This is a genomic window from Selenomonas sp. FOBRC9 (genome assembly GCF_000287655.1).
In the GTDB taxonomy this organism is placed as follows: Bacteria; Bacillota; Negativicutes; order Selenomonadales; family Selenomonadaceae; genus Centipeda; species Centipeda artemidis.
Genome location: NZ_ALJR01000048.1, coordinates 20,102 through 35,838, shown reverse-complemented (window position 1 = coordinate 35,838; position 15,737 = coordinate 20,102). Strand labels below are relative to the sequence as shown.

Sequence of the window (15,737 nt, the reverse complement as noted above, 5' to 3'; positions counted from 1 at the left end):
GGGCGAGGCCCTCGAACGCCTCGCCCGCGAAGAGCGGCGCGCCCCCTCGTCGGATATAGGAGCGCAGATACCGCCGCGCAGTGCACGCCGTGAGGGGGCACGGACGTCCCCCCCGCCCGTAGAGCATGCGCCGTCTGCACCGACGCCGGCAGTACCGCCAGTATCGCGCACTCCGACAGAGCAGATACCGAAAACGGATGCTCCACCGTCCGCACACCGCCCCGCAGAGCGGGAGGAGGACGGCGCGGAGCGTCCGCGTTTTGAGGTGCGTGTCTAGGTGTTTCTTTACAAAATACGCCCTTTGTACTATGATAACAGATGAAATTCTACACTGCGATGGAGTGATATTGATGCTGGATATGAAGTTTGTCCGAGAGAACCTAGACGCCGTGCACGAGATGCTGAAGAACCGCTGCAACGGTCTCGACCTCAGCCCTTTTACCGCGCTTGACGAGGAGCGCCGCCGCATTTTGCAGGACGTGGAGGAAAAGAAGGCGCGCCGCAACGCCGTGTCGAAGGAGATCGGCGTCCGCAAGAAAGCGGGCGAGGCGGCGGAGGACGTCGTCGCGGAGATGCGGACGCTCGGCGATGAGATCGCGGCGCTCGATGAGGATCTGCGCGATGTCGAGCTGAAACTGCGCGACCTGCTCCTTCAAATTCCGAACATGCCCAAGGCGGATGTGCCTGTCGGAAAAGACGAGACGGAGAATCCCGAGGTGCGCCGCACGGGGACGCCGCGCGTCTTTGATTTTGAGCCCAAGGCGCATTGGGACATCGGCGAACAACTTGGCATTCTCGACGCGGAGCGCGCGGCAAAGGTCACGGGCGCGCGCTTTACGTTCTATAAGGGACTTGGCGCGCGACTTGAACGCGCCTGCATCAATTTCATGATGGATCTGCACGCGGAAAAGCACGGCTACACCGAGATGCTCGCACCTTACATCGTGAACGAGAGCAGCATGGTCGGCACGGGACAGCTCCCAAAGTTCGCCGAGGACATGTTCAAGCTTGAGGGGCTGGACTACTACCTCGTGCCGACAGCGGAGGTGCCGACGACGAACTACCACCGCGACGAGATTCTAGACGCGGCGCAGCTGCCGGAGTACTATACCTCCTACACCGCGTGCTTCCGTGCCGAGGCGGGCAGCGCGGGACGCGACACGCGCGGACTGATTCGTCAGCATCAGTTCAACAAAGTCGAGCTGATCAAATTCGTCACGCCCGAGACGAGCTGGGACGAACTTGAGAGTATGGTCGAGGCGGCGGAGGACGTCCTGCGGACGCTCGAACTGCCGTACCGCGTGATACAGCTCTGCACGGGCGACATGAGCTTTACCTCCGCCAAGACCTACGACCTCGAGGTGTGGATGCCCGCGCAGAATAAATACCGTGAAATCTCGTCGTGCTCGAACTGCACGGACTATCAGGCGCGCCGCGCGAATATCAAATACCGTCCCGCGCGCGGGGCGAAGCCCGCGTTCCTCCACACGCTGAACGGTTCGGGCGTCGCGGTCGGGCGCACGGTCGCCGCAATCCTCGAGAACAATCAGCAGGAGGACGGCTCGGTCGTCGTGCCGCAGGCGCTCGTGCCCTACATGGGCGGCGTGACCGTGATTCGATGAAAAAAATCATTGTCGGCATCACGGGCGCGAGCGGCAGCATCTATGCCGTGCGGCTCATGGAGGTACTGTGCCGCCGCGGCATCGAGATTCACGCCGTCGTCACTACGAGCGGGGAAAAGGTGCTCGATTATGAATGCGGCATCACGCGCGAGGAGCTTTCCCGCCGCGTGACGAAGCTCTACGCGAACGACGATGTGGGCGCGGCGATCGCGAGCGGCTCGTTCCGTATGGACGCGATGGTCATCCTGCCGTGCTCCATGCGCGCGGCGGGCGCACTCGCCCATGGCGTCACGGACGATCTCCTGACGCGCGCCGCTGACGTTACGCTTAAGGAGGGGCGCAGACTCCTGCTCGTGCCGCGGGAAACCCCGATGCACGAGATCCACCTCGAGAACCTGCTCCGCCTTGCGCGCGCGGGCGCGGTCGTCATGCCTGGCGCTCCCGGCTTTTACCACCGCCCGGAGACGGTGGATGATCTCGTGAATATGATGGTTGGAAAGATATGCGACCGCCTCGGTCTTGAGGAAGAACTTTTTTTGCGTTGGAGGTGATTGTGATGACTTTGTGTAAGTCAAAGACAGCTGTTTTGGCGGGGCTTGTGCTCTTTGCACTGCCGCAGATCGCGGCGGCAGATGCGCGCCCCGTGGACGATATGCGGGAGATGCATATGGGGGATGCGTCCGCGCGCACGGAGAAGCGCAGCGCGGAGATTCAGATGGATTACCTGCATGGGCACGGTGAACGCCGTTATATCGATCTCTACAATGTGCAGGTCTATCGGCAATATAAGGAGATGCACGCAATGTCTCTCCATTGGGGGGTGACAGTATCGCGTGCCGTCGGTTCGTGGGCAGAGAAAGACCGTCCGGACGTGCGGCTCGATTCGTCTGCCGTCGGCGTGGGCCCCTCGTATATGGTACGCTGGACGAAGCCCATGGGAAAAAAGTGGGAAGCGTCCCTTGACGTGACGGGCGCCCTGCTTGTTTATAACCGCGTCCACCCTGCACATACGCGCAACTATGACTTCCTATGGCGCATCGGTCCTCGTCTTACCTATAAGTTCAACGACCGCAGCGCACTGAGTGTCGCCTATCTCGGGCATCATGTCTCGAACGGACAGCGCACGAAAAATCCGGGGTACAACGGTGCCGGTCTCTCTATCGGTTATCGCTGGTCGTACTAGAGGACGGTATTTGTGGCAAAGAAATTCTACGCCGTGAAACGCGGGCACAAAACGGGGCTGTTCACCATATGGGCGGACTGTGCCGCGGCGGTGCAGGGCTTTCGGGGCGCGGTTTATAAAGGCTTTATGACCGAGTCCGAGGCGCGTGACTGGCTTGCGGGGACGGGAGTGAGCGGTGGTACTCAACCCCCCGCACACACTGCACCGTCCGCTGCGGATGAAGCGTCTGCCGACGCGGACTACATCATTCACACGGACGGCTCGTGCCTGCAGAACCCGGGCGGTGCCGGCGGATGGGCGGCGGTCATCGAGACTGCCGCGACGGGGGCGGTCGAGGAGAAGAGCGGCGGCGATCCCGAAACCACGAACAACCGCATGGAGCTGACCGCCGCGCTGAAGGCGGTATCCGCTGTCCCTGCAGGATCGCGTATCGTGCTCTATACGGACAGTCAGTATCTGAAGAATGCGTTTACCAAATTTTGGCTGCCCGCATGGAAAAAGCGCGGCTGGAAGAAAGCGGACGGCGCGCCCGTTCTCAATCAAGACCTGTGGATGCAGCTCGACGCGGCGTTTGCCGCGCGGCACGTCCGGTTCCGGTGGGTCAAGGGACATGCGGGCAATCCGCGGAACGAACGCTGTGACGAGCTCGCACGCACAGAGGCGATGCGGGCGGCAAAGGGGTAAGGAGGTGCGGCGGTGCAGAGAATCCTAGAGGCGGTCGGGGCATTTGTCCTCACGCATCTCGCCAATATCGGGCGCGTCACGCTCCTCTACGGAGAGACCATGCGGCAGGTCACGCGGCGGCTGCGCGTGCGGAGCATCGTCTATCAGATGTCGCATCTCGGTGCGGACTCCCTGCTCATCGTCGGACTGACACTTCTCTTTACAGGCGTTGTGCTGACGCTCCAGACGGCGCACGAATTCATCCGCTACGGCGCGCAGAGCACGATCGGCGCGGTCATTGCCATCAGCATCGGGCGTGAGCTCGGCCCCGTCCTCGTCGGCGTCGTCTGCGCGGGGCGCGTGGGCGCGGCGATTACCGCGGAGGTCTCCACGATGAAGGTCACGGAGCAGATCGACGCACTGCGCGTCATGGCGGTCAGTCCCGTCAACTACCTCATCGTGCCCCGGATGCTCGCGTGTATGTGCGTCGTTCCCATCTTGACCGTATTCGGCGACGTCATCGGCGTGTTCGGCGGCTATCTCACCGCCGTGCATTACTCCGGCATCTCCGCCTACACGTTCACACACTCGATTACACAGTTTGCAACCATCTATGACTTAACGGGCGGACTGATTAAGGCGATCTTCTTCGGCAACGTCATCGCTGTCCTCGGCTGTCATTATGGGCTTGCGGCGCCGAACGGTGCGGAGGGCGTCGGGAAAGCTACCATGCAGACCGTCGTCACCTCCATCATCGTGATTTTCATCCTGAACGCCGTCCTGACGTTCTTCCTTTTCTGACGGACGGGAGGGCATATGATAAAACTGCACGGCGTCTCCAAACGCTTTGCCGAAAAAGAAGCGCTGAAGGACATCAGCCTGACCATAGAAAAAGGCGAAACCGTCGCCATCATCGGCGGCTCCGGATCGGGGAAATCCACCCTCCTGCGCCTCATGATCGGGCTTGACCGCCCCACCGCGGGCGAAATCTGCGTCGGCACGGACAACATCGCCGCGATGGACGAGACCGCCCTCGACCGCGTGCGTCTGAGGATGGGCATGGTTTTCCAGTACTCCGCGCTCTTTGACTCCATGAGCGTCGGCGAGAACGTCGCGTTCGGACTGCGCGAGCACACGGATAAAACTGAGGATGAGATTCGCCGCATCGTCGCCGAAAAACTCGAGCTCGTCGGGCTGCCGGGCGTCGAGCACCTCATGCCTCAGGAACTCTCGGGCGGCATGAAAAAGCGCGTCGGGCTCGCACGCGCAATTGCGACCGATCCCGAGATCATCTTTTACGACGAACCGAGTTCGGGTCTTGACCCCATCATGACGGCAAAGATCGACGAACTCATCATCGATATGCAGAAAAAGCTCGACGTGACCTCCGTCGTCGTCACCCATGATATGGCGAGCGCCAGCCGCATTGCCGACCGCATCGCCATGATTTACGACGGCACACTTATTGCGGTGGACACGCCGGAGCGGTTTCAGGAAATTGATGATGCGCGTGTACAGGCGTTTTTCCGTACGCTGCATCACAGAAAGGAGAGCGGAGCATGAGCGCAGAGGCAAAAGTCGGCGCATTTACACTCGTCGGCGCGGCACTTCTCGTCGCCGTCGTCATATTCTTTGGCGGGCTGCGGCTTAGCGGGGGACATGAGTACACACTCTACGTCGGCTTTGGGCGCGCGGTCGGGCTGAACCCCGAGGCGCAGGTGCTCCTCTCCGGGGTGCCCGTTGGACATGTCGAGAAGGTGGGCAGCGACGGCACAGGTGTTACCGTCGCTATCAGCGTCTCGGACGACGTGAAGATCCCGCGCGGATCGTCTGTGACCATCGCACAGCCCGGCATCATGGGGGATAAGTTCGTCATCATCACACCGTCTGCAAATACGGATTACTATGCCGCGGGGGACTATCTCTACGGCGCGGATGAGATGGGCATGGACTCCATGTTCACCGAGCTGAATAAGATGATCATCCAGGTCGAGGACATGCTCACGGGCATCAACAACATCGTCGGTGAGCCCGGCTTCCAGACCTCCATGGTGCAGCTCGTCGTCAATATGGAGCACATGACGGCGCATCTTGACGGGCTTACTGCAACGCTTGAGCAGATGGCGGCGGAGAACCGCGGGAACCTCAGCGGCACGATCGCGAATATGAACGCCATGAGCGCCAACCTTGCGCAGAGCACGGCGAGCGTCGAACGTATCATGACCAATCTCGAGACCGTCGGAGCAGATCCCGCGACCGCAGAAAATCTGCGCCGCACCCTCGCCAATATCACTGAGGCATCGGGGCGCATCGCGCGCATTGCCGAGGGGATCGAGTCTGTGACCGGAGATGTGAAGACGCAGGAAGATGCGCGCGCCCTCATCCACAACGCGCGTACGATGACTGACAAGGCAAACGGGCTGATGGGACGACTCGGGAGCATAAAGGTCACGCCGAAGGTCGACGCCATGTACAGCGGCAAGGCGGACGACTGGCGGACGAACTTCAATCTCGACGTGGGCGAAGCGAAGGGGATGTATGCCTCGTTTGGCGTCGACGACATCGGCGGCGGCGATAAATTTAACGCACAGGTAGGCCTGCGCGGATCGGCACTCGGTGCGCGCGCGGGCGTTGTCGCGGGTGCGGCAGGGATCGGCGTCGATGCCTTCGCAGGGGATAAATTCAAATTCTCTGCCGACGCCTATGACCCGAATGATTTCACCGTTCGTCTGCGCGCGCAGTATCAAGTGCACGGCGGAACGTATCTCTTCGGCGAGTGGAACGATGTGAACGACAGTAAACAACGAGCCTTCTATACGGGCATTCGCCAAGAATTCTAGACGTGACGCGCGATTTTGGCGCATAGCTGTGTCACTGCGAAAAATCCTGCGCTCGACGTAGCTCTTAACTACGCCTTCGCTTGGATTTTTCTAGTTCCTTGCTCTGCCTCCAAACTTGCGCGTCACTCAGATTACGGTGTGACGAGGCGTGACGCGGGATTTTCGCGCCTAGCGTCGTCATTTTTGGCAAACGCTTCGTCGACGTAGGTTTTGGCTGCGCCTTCCTCGCGTTTGCCGCTATTCCTAGCTATGCATCGAAACTTCCGCGTCACTCGCTGTATGGTTTTATGTGCGGGATTTTGGCAATAGGTTAGCATTTGCATCAAATAAATAAGGACATTGCACGAAGCCGGCTATGGCGGTGCAATGTCCTATTTATGTGTTGGGCTGTATTTTTCTTGATTTTGTCTGGATTGCTGAGGTGTAGAGATGGTCTCTGAGGTTGCCGCTGCGAGATAGACAATGTCCTGCGTCATCGTGTTTGCGGCGTTGGGCAGCCAGCTCCTTGACCATTGCCTTTCAGATCCTTTTTCGCTTGGACAGCCTTGGAATCAAAAAGGGACTGCCGTACGGTGCACAAGGGATTCGTGCGGCAGTCTCCGAAGTGATCATAGTGTTTCAATGGGTATGATGGCTGTCCTTGAGGATGCCGACGAGCGCTCTTTGTACAATATCGAGCACGTCTTGCAGGAGTGCGTTATACATCTCGCCGCCGTCGACGACGCCGCGCCCGTTCTCTGTGAGGAAGAATTTTTTGGGATGCTCCGACGCTTCGTATGCTTCGTCGAATTTTGCCTTGACCAGTGCTTCAAAATCCATGAAAAGCCCTCCTTAAGATACAATAACAGATATCATCATTATACATGCTTTGCGGGGAAAATTCAAGGAATGGGCAGAAGCATGGCAAGCTCCGTAAATCCCTTTGCACGCAGCCATAGTCGGAAATCCTCGAACGGTGCGATGAGCGGTGCATATTTGAGCCGCATCTTGAAGCGCTCCATTGTGTGCATGTTGGCGCCGAAGATGGGGATTCGATCCATTTGATACGCGCCCTTGGCAGGTGTGCTCAGACCGTAATGGACGGTGAAGCCGCCGCGGTACCCCGCCGCCCGTGTGATGGACTCGATCTGCTCGTTGACAGCGCCGCCCGGGTAGGCGATGTAGCGGACGTTATAGCCGAGTTTTTCCGAGAGCAGCCTCTGCGAGTCGGCAATTTCATGCCGGAGATCTGCTTCGGCGGTGAGTTTGGAGAGATTCGCGTGGGTCATCGTATGGCTCTCGAAGCGCATGAGACCGGATGCTTTCATTTCCGCGATCTCATTCCATGTCAGGTAACCGGGATACGCATCCGTAAGGTCATAGATGAGGAAGATGGTCGCCTTGAATCCATATTTTTGCAGGATGGGATAGGCGTACTCGTAGTTGTCCTCATATCCGTCGTCGAACGTTATAACGACGGGTTTTTCCGGCAGGGCGGCACCGTTTTCGCAGGCGTCCATCAGCTCGTCAATCGTGACCGTCGTATATCCTTCTTCTTTGAGATACGCCATCTGTGCCTCGAATTGCTCCGGGTGGAGTGTGAGCGGGTTGCCGTCCTTCACCTCCACTTGATGATAGTTGAGGACGGGAACAGCACGGCGTTCCGACCACATAAGAATGAGCGCGGCGGCAAGAAGCAGCCCGAAGAGGATGATGACGGCGCATAGGATTTTTTTTGATGAAAATTGCAATTCGATTGCCTTCTTTATAAAAATTTCACAATAAGTTTAGCTTATACCTTACTTCATGTCAAGGGGTTGCGGGCGGAGTAACAGTGTGCAGTGAAAAAACTTTGATAAAAATGATGTTTCGGGCTATAATGAAAGTGAATCTATATGAAAAGTAAGGGGCGAAGCAATGAATCGAAACGATCCGTGCTGGTGCGGCAGCGGAAAAAAATACAAGAAATGTCATGCAGATTTTGACGAGCGGATTGCATCCATACATTATGATGTTGTCAAAGGACAGGTGCGTCCGCCGCGCAGGATTATCAACAACGAGGCGGATATTGAGGGGGTACGCCGCGCTGCGCTTGTGAATGACGGCGTACTCGATCTCATGGAGCAGCTGATTGAACCGGGGGTGGACACGGAGACGCTGGATCATGCGGCGTATGAATATATCACAGAGCGCGCCGGAATCCCTGCCTGCCTCGGATTCGAGGGCTTCCCGAAAAGTATCTGCACGTCGATCAATGACGTCGTCTGCCATGGGATCCCGTCAAAGAAGGACGTCCTCAAAGAGGGGGATATCGTTAATGTTGATACGACAACCATTGTTGGCGGCTATTATGCGGATGCATCACGCATGTATATGGTGGGAAAAGTTCCTCTCGCCGCGGAGCGGCTCGTACGCGTGACAAAGGAGATCATGGAGCGCGGCATTGCGGCGGCGCGTCCCTGGCATTTCCTCGGTGATGTCAACGCCGCGTGCGGTGACTGGGCACATGCGAATGGTTACTCTGTCGTGACGGCACTCGGCGGGCACGGCGTCGGCAAGGAGTTTCATATGGATCCGTTCGTTTCGCATGTGGGAGAACCGGGGACGGGGATGCTCATGGTGCCTGGCATGATCTTTACCATCGAGCCGATGATCAATGCGGGCGGTTATGACGTCACCGTCGACGCGGATGACGGCTGGACGGTGCGGACGAAGGATCATTCGCTTTCTGCACAGTGGGAGAATACGATCCTCATCACAGAGACCGGCGCAGAGGTGCTTTCATCATGATGCCGTTTGCAGAGATCGGAGTTTCGGAGGCGCTGTGCACCCTGCTCAAAAACCGGGGCATCAGCGTCCCGACGCCCGTACAGGAGCGTGCTGTTCCCGCCATGCGTGCAGGGCGCGACGTCATTGCGCAGGCACAGACAGGTACAGGCAAGACGCTCGCCTTTCTCCTGCCCGTATTGGAAAAAATCAAACCTCAGGGTGCAGTGGTGCAGGCGCTCGTCATCGCTCCGACCCGCGAGCTGGCAATACAAATCGCACGCGTCGCGGAGCCTCTTGCCGCGGCGCTCAGCATTGGCACGACGCTCGTCTACGGCGGCGCGGACATCGAGCGGCAGAAGGAGAAACTCCGCAGGCATCCGCAGCTCGTCATCGGTACGCCCGGACGACTGCTCGACCATGTGCGGCTCGGGACACTCGCCCTCGGCAGCGTGAACAAGGTTGTTCTCGACGAAGCTGACGAGATGTTGAAGCTCGGCTTCATCGAGGATGTCGAGACCCTCCTCGGGCACACGGCGCAGGACTATCAGCTTGCGCTCTTTTCGGCGACCATGCCCGAGCGTATCGTGCAGCTCACAAAGCGGTTCATGCACAACCCCGCGCGCATCAAAATTGAGGGCGAGCACACGACACTCGAGAACATCGAGCAGATCGCCCTTTCCGTGAATGAAGAGGAAAAACTGGATCGCCTCTGCGCCTCCATCAACGAGGAAGCGCCCTACCTCGCCATGGTATTCTGCGCGACGAAGGAGCGCACGCACGCGCTCATGATGGCGCTCGCGGGACGCGGCTATCTCGTGGACGCGCTCAGCGGCAACCTCACGCAGACGCAGCGCGCCTTTGTCCTGCGGCAGTTCCGCGCGGCAAAGCTGCAGATCCTCTGCGCCACAGACATCGCTGCGCGCGGGCTCGACATCGAGGGCGTGACGCACGTCTACAACTACGACCTGCCGCCGACGGTCACAGATTACATCCACCGCATCGGGCGGACGGGGCGCGCGGGCGCACGGGGGCGCGCCATCACGCTCGTCACCGCACGCCAGCACGAAAAGCTTCGCAAGATCGAAGCGGCACTCAAAGAGCGGCTTGCGCGCGCGGCGGTAAAGAAAAAGCCGCGTCCCGCTCCGCAGAAAGCGCAGCCGGACAAAGAGGGGCGGCGCGTCGTGCAGAGCCATCCGCCGCGCGGCGGGAAGCCCCCGCGCAAAAAGGCAAAGAAAGCACCCAGCAAGACGGTTACGAATCTCGGGCACCGCAGCCGCAAGCGACGCTGAAGAATACTTTTTGAAACTTTACGAAAATTACTTAGAAGGAAAACATTTCACGCTGTCGAATCTATTTAGGGTAAAGACAATTCCAAAGAGGAGGGAATCTCATGATTGGTATCAAGAATGTGATTGCGATTATCTGCGGCGGCGGTCCTGCGCCCGGCATCAACAGCGTGATTTCGGCGGTGGTTGTTGAGGCGACGCGCCACGGCTGGGATGTCCTCGGCATGTACGACGGATTTTCCCGGCTCGCGCGCGGGGAGAAGAACTACATCCGTCTCGACCCGCCGAGCATCAGCCGCATTCACCTCACGGGCGGATGTATCCTCAAGATGTCGCGGTTCAACCCGACGAAGAAGGAATCCGACCTGCGCACCGTTGTAGAGACCCTCACAGAACTGGGCGTGACCCATGTCGTCACCATCGGGGGCGATGATACCGCATTCAGCTCGATGGCAGTCTCGGAGTATGCGCGCAAGATGGGGCGCACCATCAACGTCGTGCATGTGCCCAAGACCATTGACAACGATCTCCCGCTCCCCGAGGGCGTGCCGACATTCGGGTTTGAGACCGCACGTGCATTCGGAACGATGGAGATCGAGAACCTCATGGAGGACGCGAGCACAACGAATAACCGCTGGTACTTCACCATCGCGATGGGGCGTACAGCAGGGCATCTTGCGCTTGGTATGGGGCGCAGCGCGGGCGCTGCAATCACCGTGATCCCTGAGGAGTTCGCACAGGATAAGATCCCGCTCCAACAGATCGTAGACATCATCACCGGTTCGATCGTGAAGCGCTATCTCACGGGGCGTAATTACGGCGTGGCCGTCATTGCCGAGGGGGTCATCGAAAAGATCGCCGAGGAGGACTTTGCCAAACTCGGCAGCGTCGTCACGGACGAGCACGGACACATCCGCTACAGTGAGCTGGACTTCGGCGAAATCCTCAAGCAGGCGGTGCTCGCCGAGACAAAGAAGCTCGGCATCACACTCTCTATTATTGATAAGGAAATTGGCTACGAGCTGCGCTGCACGGCACCGATCGCATATGACATCGACTACTGCCGCTCACTTGGCTACTCTGCCGTGCAGTTCCTCAGAGCAGGCGACTCCGGCGCGATCATCACCATTCAGGATAATCAGGCAGTGCCGATGCGCTTTGACGAGATTCGCGATCCCGAGACGGGCAAGACGAAAGTGCGCAAGGTCAACATCGACTCCGTTCATTACCAAATTGCGCGCGGCTTTATGATGCGCCTTGAAAAAGGCGATCTTGACGATCCGGGGCTCGCCAACGCTTACCGCCTCACCCCAGAGGAGTTCAAGGAGCGGTACGGATACCTCTTTGAGGACGAGCGCGAAGCGTAAAGACCAAACAGGCTGTATAGAAGGACTGCCGTATGATGTTTGCGGCAGTCCAATTTTTTTGTTTTTAGGTATTGACGAATCAATACTGTTGTCGTATAATATCGTCTTGTTAGCGCAGTGCGCGAATCTGCGCCATTTAGATCATCGCGGGGTAGAGCAGTTGGTAGCTTGTCGGGCTCATAACCCGAAGGTCGCAGGTTCGAGTCCTGTCCCCGCAACCAAAAATGCATAGCAGTCATGGGTAGGTGGCCGAGTGGTTAAAGGCAACAGACTGTAAATCTGTCATCTTCGGATTACGATGGTTCGAATCCATCCCTGCCCACCACTTTTTTATCGCGGGGTGGAGCAGTCGGTAGCTCGTCGGGCTCATAACCCGAAGGTCACAGGTTCAAGTCCTGTCCCCGCAACCAAGTTTGTTCGCTGGTGTAGCTCAGTCGGCAGAGCGTATCCTTGGTAAGGATAAGGTCACCAGTTCAATCCTGGTCATCAGCTCCATAATAACGGCGGCATAGCTCAGTTGGCTAGAGCATGCGGTTCATACCCGCAGTGTCCGGAGTTCAAATCTCTGTGCCGCCACCATTTTGAAACTCACCCCCGATACGGGGGTTCTTTTATGCATTTTTGTGAAAATGTTGCGGTTGACAGCATTTTCCAAGTATGATAAATTGGTATGAGTTATTGCCCAAAGAACTAATGAGGAGAGTTGATATTCATGCGCAACAACATTACGCTTGAGTGCACCGAGTGCCATAGCCGCAACTATCGCACGAACAAGAACAAGAAGAATAATCCGGATCGTCTCGAGTTCAACAAGTACTGCAAGTTCTGCCGCAAGCACACGGCACACAAAGAGACGAAGTAAGCGCGCCTGATATCATGGGAAAAATAGTCAAATTCCTACGCGAAGTTGTCGCCGAGATGAAGAAGGTGTCGTGGTCCACAAAGCGCGAGCTTGCAACATACACCGGCGTCGTCGGCATTGCGATTGTTATCGTCTGCGCACTGATTTGGATCTGTGACACGATTTTTGCCCGTGTATTTCAGGTCATTTTGCATTACTAGGCTGGGTGAGGGATATGGCGGATAAGGAAGAACTCTATCTGAGACAGGCAAACCCGCACCGGGCATGGTATGTCATTCACACCTATTCGGGCTATGAGAACAAGGTCAAGGCGAATCTCGAGCGGTTGATGCATTCGGCAAGCATGAGCGACATGCTCTTTAACGTCGTTGTCCCCGTAGAGGACGAGCTTGAGGTCAAGGACGGCAAGGAAAAAGTCGTCCCGCGCAAGGTATTTCCCGGATATGTGCTGGTCGATATGATCGTTGACGAGCATTCATGGTATGTCGTCCGCAATACGACAGGCGTCACGGGATTTGTCGGCTCCGAAAAGCACCCCATTCCGCTTACCGCGGAGGAGGCGGAGCGCATCCTGAGCGGTTCTGTGGGCGGTGCGCCAAAGCGCCGGGCAAAGGTCGCCGTCGGCGACAACGTACGCATCGTATCGGGGGCATTTGAGGACTACGCCGGCAAGGTGATATCGATCGATTCTGCCGGAGCACGCGTACAGGTGGATATCGAAGGAACGCCGATTGACATTGAAATTGATCAGGTCGAGCTGATCTGAGACCAAAGAATACACACCGAAAGGAGGTGATGTGTCAATGGCAAAGAAGGTTGCGCGTGTCGTAAAGCTGCAGGTTCCTGCAGGCAAGGCGACGCCGGCTCCTCCGGTAGGACCTGCGCTCGGTCAGGCGGGCGTCAATATCATGGCGTTTGTCAAGGACTTTAACGAGCGTACGGCAAAGCAGGCAGGGCTGATCATTCCGGTTGAGATCACGGTCTTTGAGGATCGCTCCTTTACCTTTATCACGAAGACCCCGCCGGCAGCAGTTCTGCTGAAGAAGGCTGCGGGCATCGAAAAGGCGTCGGGCGAGCCGAACAAGACGAAGGTCGCAAAGCTCCCGCGTGCAAAGGCGCGCGAGATCGCCGAGTCTAAGATGCCGGATCTGAACGCCGCGTCGATTGAGGCGGCAACATCCATGATCGAGGGCACCGCCCGCAGCATGGGAATCGAGATCGTCGACTAAGACGCTCTCTGTGGCAGGGCATTCTGCCCGCTGTGACCACGAAAGGAGAACACACAATGGCAAAATTTGGTAAGAAATACCAAGATGCCGCAAAGCTGATTGAGAGCGGCAAGCTCTACACTTCGCAGGAAGCAATGGAACTCGTGAAGAAGACCGCCACGGCGAAATTCGACGAGACCATCGAACTGCATGTGCGCCTTGGCGTCGATCCAAAGTACGCGGATCAGCAGGTGCGCGGCGCCCTTGTCCTGCCGAACGGCACGGGCAAGACACAGCGCGTTCTCGTCTTTGCCAAGGGCGAAAAGGTCGCCGAGGCGGAAGCCGCCGGTGCGGACTTCGTCGGATCGGACGAGATTGTGCAGAAGATTCAGGGCGGCTGGCTCGACTTTGACGTCGCCGTCGCAACGCCCGACATGATGGGCACGGTTGGTCGTCTCGGTAAGGTGCTTGGCCCTCGCGGCCTCATGCCGAACCCGAAGCTCGGCACCGTCACCATGGATCTCAAGAAAGCAGTTTCTGAGATCAAGGCAGGTCAAGTGGAATACCGCACGGACAAGGCGGGCAATATCCACGTTCCCATCGGGAAGGCCTCCTTTGATGCGGAGAAGCTCCGCGAGAACTACCAGGCAGTCATCGAAACGCTCATCCGTGTAAAGCCGGCAGCGGCAAAGGGGCAGTACATCCGCTCCATCACGGTCGTCGCGACGATGGGACCTGCCGTCCCCGTTGCGCTCAGCTAAGCCTGAGCGGCGGAATTTCCCCGGGCTGTAGACAGCAGGTTTGCGAAAGCATCTAACGACGAAGTCGCCTGCCGAGGTCGGACGTGAATTAGAACATTCATCTCCGGCAGAGCAGCCGGAGATTTTTATATTCCATAAACGAAAGGAGGGAAACAATTTCATGGCAGATCATAAAAAAGAAGTTATCGTTGAAAAGCTGAAAGAGCAGCTTGGCTCCGCCAAGGGTGCCGTATTCACGACGTACAGCGGCCTCACGGTCGCGCAGGATACGGAGCTGCGCCGTGAGCTGCGCTCTGCGGGTGTCACCTATCATGTCGTGAAGAATACGATGCTGCGCCGTGCCGCCGATGCGCTTGGGCTCGAGGGGCTTGACCCGCATCTTGAGGGAACCACGGCGTTTGCATTCTCCGCGGAGGATGCCGTTGCTCCTGCAAAGGTTATTTGCGATTACATCAAGAAGAACAAGCTCGACGACAAAGGCGTTCTGTCCGTCAAGGTCGGTACCGTCGAGGGCAAGGTCATCGAGGCAAACGAGGTGCAGGCACTTGCCTCGCTCCCGTCGCGCGAAGAGCTCATCGCAAAGCTTATGGGCAGCATGAACGCGCCGATCTCGAACACGGTGAACGTCCTTCAGGGCGTCATCCGCAACGCCGTCTATGTGCTTGATGCAGTGCGTGCGCAGAAAGCGTCCGCATAAGGAAGAATATAACAGATTTCATACAAAATTTTGGAGGTATATCTCATGAATAAGGATCAGATTCTTGAAGCTATTGAGAACATGACTGTTCTCGAACTTTCCGAGCTCGTTAAGGCAATGGAAGAGAAGTTCGGTGTCAGCGCCGCCGCTCCGGTTGCGGTCGCAGCTGCCGGTGCGGCGCCCGCAGGCGGTGCCGCTGCTGAGGAGAAGACGGAGTTCACTGTCGTTCTCGCGTCCGCAGGCGATAAGAAGATCAACGTCATCAAGGCCGTCCGTGAGGCAACGGGTCTTGGGCTGAAGGAAGCAAAAGAGCTTGTTGACGGCGCACCGAAGCCGGTCAAGGAGAACATCGCCAAGGCCGAGGCCGAGGAGCTCAAGGGCAAGCTCGAAGAGGCAGGCGCAACGGTCGAGCTGAAGTAATTTACTTCAAAACAAACTATATTAGAGCTGCTGCATGGAGACATCGTGCGGCAGCTCTTTTTTCGTGCGTCTAATAAATC

19 protein-coding genes, 5 tRNA genes and 1 pseudogene are annotated in these 15,737 nt (G+C 57.7%); 23 read left to right on the top strand and 2 right to left on the bottom strand.

Annotation, left to right across the window (positions count from 1 at the left end; translation table 11 throughout):
- The 8 genes and pseudogenes from HMPREF1147_RS12205 to HMPREF1147_RS11355 all read left to right on the top strand — a co-directional run.
- Positions 1-277, top strand: a pseudogene (locus tag HMPREF1147_RS12205) (hypothetical protein); the annotation flags it as partial.
- Positions 278-350: 73 nt separating this feature from the next.
- The gene (gene serS / locus HMPREF1147_RS11385; RefSeq protein ID WP_009658983.1) at positions 351-1,622 is read left to right on the top strand and encodes a serine--tRNA ligase; all 1,272 of its coding nucleotides are present in this window, start codon (positions 351-353) and stop codon (positions 1,620-1,622) included.
- Entirely contained in the window at positions 1,619-2,173 is a 555-nt protein-coding gene (locus HMPREF1147_RS11380; protein WP_009658985.1) for a UbiX family flavin prenyltransferase, read from the top strand. Before serS ends, HMPREF1147_RS11380 begins: the two co-directional genes overlap by 4 nt.
- Before the next feature lie 5 nt (positions 2,174-2,178).
- Positions 2,179-2,805, top strand: a complete 627-nt coding sequence (locus HMPREF1147_RS11375) for an acyloxyacyl hydrolase (RefSeq protein ID WP_009658991.1) — start codon at positions 2,179-2,181, stop codon at positions 2,803-2,805.
- Positions 2,806-2,817: 12 nt separating this feature from the next.
- Positions 2,818-3,489, top strand: coding sequence for a ribonuclease HI (gene rnhA, locus HMPREF1147_RS11370; RefSeq protein WP_009658996.1), 672 nt, complete (start codon positions 2,818-2,820; stop codon positions 3,487-3,489).
- Between the two features lie 12 nt (positions 3,490-3,501).
- Positions 3,502-4,269: an ABC transporter permease gene (locus HMPREF1147_RS11365; RefSeq protein ID WP_009349878.1), complete on the top strand. Its 768-nt coding sequence runs from the start codon at positions 3,502-3,504 to the stop codon at positions 4,267-4,269.
- A gap of 15 nt (positions 4,270-4,284) precedes the next feature.
- Positions 4,285-5,031 carry an ABC transporter ATP-binding protein gene (locus HMPREF1147_RS11360; protein WP_009439258.1) on the top strand — a complete coding sequence of 249 codons (747 nt, stop codon included), beginning with the start codon at positions 4,285-4,287 and terminating at the stop codon, positions 5,029-5,031.
- Positions 5,028-6,308 carry an MlaD family protein gene (locus HMPREF1147_RS11355; protein ID WP_009658975.1) on the top strand — a complete coding sequence of 427 codons (1,281 nt, stop codon included), beginning with the start codon at positions 5,028-5,030 and terminating at the stop codon, positions 6,306-6,308. The genes HMPREF1147_RS11360 and HMPREF1147_RS11355 overlap by 4 nt, the downstream gene beginning before the upstream one ends.
- A 618-nt stretch (positions 6,309-6,926) precedes the next feature.
- Here HMPREF1147_RS11355 and HMPREF1147_RS11350 read toward each other — a convergent pair.
- Together HMPREF1147_RS11350 and HMPREF1147_RS11345 are read right to left on the bottom strand one after the other, a co-directional pair.
- Positions 6,927-7,127 (bottom strand): hypothetical protein, encoded by a 201-nt coding sequence (locus HMPREF1147_RS11350; protein ID WP_009439275.1) that lies wholly within the window; start codon positions 7,125-7,127, stop codon positions 6,927-6,929.
- Between the two features lie 62 nt (positions 7,128-7,189).
- Positions 7,190-8,038 carry a polysaccharide deacetylase family protein gene (locus tag HMPREF1147_RS11345; RefSeq protein ID WP_009439215.1) on the bottom strand — a complete coding sequence of 283 codons (849 nt, stop codon included), beginning with the start codon at positions 8,036-8,038 and terminating at the stop codon, positions 7,190-7,192.
- 166 nt (positions 8,039-8,204) lie between these two features.
- Between HMPREF1147_RS11345 and HMPREF1147_RS11340 the strand changes: the two genes are divergently transcribed.
- The 15 genes from HMPREF1147_RS11340 to rplL all read left to right on the top strand — a co-directional run bounded on the left by HMPREF1147_RS11340 (position 8,205) and on the right by rplL (position 15,657).
- Positions 8,205-9,077 (top strand): methionyl aminopeptidase, encoded by an 873-nt coding sequence (locus HMPREF1147_RS11340; protein ID WP_009439276.1) that lies wholly within the window; start codon positions 8,205-8,207, stop codon positions 9,075-9,077.
- Entirely contained in the window at positions 9,074-10,345 is a 1,272-nt protein-coding gene (locus tag HMPREF1147_RS11335) for a DEAD/DEAH box helicase (protein WP_009658981.1), read from the top strand. The genes HMPREF1147_RS11340 and HMPREF1147_RS11335 overlap by 4 nt, the downstream gene beginning before the upstream one ends.
- Positions 10,346-10,446: 101 nt before the next feature.
- Positions 10,447-11,709: a diphosphate--fructose-6-phosphate 1-phosphotransferase gene (pfp, locus tag HMPREF1147_RS11330; RefSeq protein ID WP_009349887.1), complete on the top strand. Its 1,263-nt coding sequence runs from the start codon at positions 10,447-10,449 to the stop codon at positions 11,707-11,709.
- Between the two features lie 145 nt (positions 11,710-11,854).
- Positions 11,855-11,930, top strand: a tRNA-Met gene (locus HMPREF1147_RS11325).
- An 18-nt stretch (positions 11,931-11,948) separates the two neighbouring features.
- Positions 11,949-12,034 (top strand) — tRNA-Tyr (locus HMPREF1147_RS11320).
- A gap of 9 nt (positions 12,035-12,043) precedes the next feature.
- A tRNA-Met gene (locus HMPREF1147_RS11315) sits at positions 12,044-12,119 on the top strand.
- A gap of 9 nt (positions 12,120-12,128) precedes the next feature.
- Positions 12,129-12,204: transfer RNA gene (locus HMPREF1147_RS11310), tRNA-Thr, on the top strand.
- Positions 12,205-12,211: 7 nt separating this feature from the next.
- Positions 12,212-12,288: transfer RNA gene (locus tag HMPREF1147_RS11305), tRNA-Met, on the top strand.
- A gap of 133 nt (positions 12,289-12,421) precedes the next feature.
- Positions 12,422-12,571, top strand: coding sequence for a 50S ribosomal protein L33 (gene rpmG, locus HMPREF1147_RS11300; RefSeq protein WP_009349888.1), 150 nt, complete (start codon positions 12,422-12,424; stop codon positions 12,569-12,571).
- A 14-nt stretch (positions 12,572-12,585) separates the two neighbouring features.
- Positions 12,586-12,771 carry a preprotein translocase subunit SecE gene (gene secE / locus HMPREF1147_RS11295; protein WP_009349889.1) on the top strand — a complete coding sequence of 62 codons (186 nt, stop codon included), beginning with the start codon at positions 12,586-12,588 and terminating at the stop codon, positions 12,769-12,771.
- 14 nt (positions 12,772-12,785) lie between these two features.
- Positions 12,786-13,337 (top strand): transcription termination/antitermination protein NusG, encoded by a 552-nt coding sequence (nusG, locus tag HMPREF1147_RS11290; RefSeq protein ID WP_009349890.1) that lies wholly within the window; start codon positions 12,786-12,788, stop codon positions 13,335-13,337.
- Between the two features lie 37 nt (positions 13,338-13,374).
- Positions 13,375-13,800, top strand: coding sequence for a 50S ribosomal protein L11 (rplK, locus tag HMPREF1147_RS11285; RefSeq protein ID WP_006693626.1), 426 nt, complete (start codon positions 13,375-13,377; stop codon positions 13,798-13,800).
- 56 nt (positions 13,801-13,856) lie between these two features.
- Positions 13,857-14,540: a 50S ribosomal protein L1 gene (rplA, locus tag HMPREF1147_RS11280; protein ID WP_009349891.1), complete on the top strand. Its 684-nt coding sequence runs from the start codon at positions 13,857-13,859 to the stop codon at positions 14,538-14,540.
- Positions 14,541-14,700: 160 nt separating this feature from the next.
- Complete coding sequence (gene rplJ, locus HMPREF1147_RS11275; protein ID WP_009349892.1) at positions 14,701-15,237, top strand: 50S ribosomal protein L10; 537 nt, start codon at positions 14,701-14,703, stop codon at positions 15,235-15,237.
- A 45-nt stretch (positions 15,238-15,282) separates the two neighbouring features.
- Positions 15,283-15,657 (top strand): 50S ribosomal protein L7/L12, encoded by a 375-nt coding sequence (gene rplL, locus HMPREF1147_RS11270; RefSeq protein ID WP_009349893.1) that lies wholly within the window; start codon positions 15,283-15,285, stop codon positions 15,655-15,657.
- Positions 15,658-15,737 lie beyond the last annotated feature (80 nt).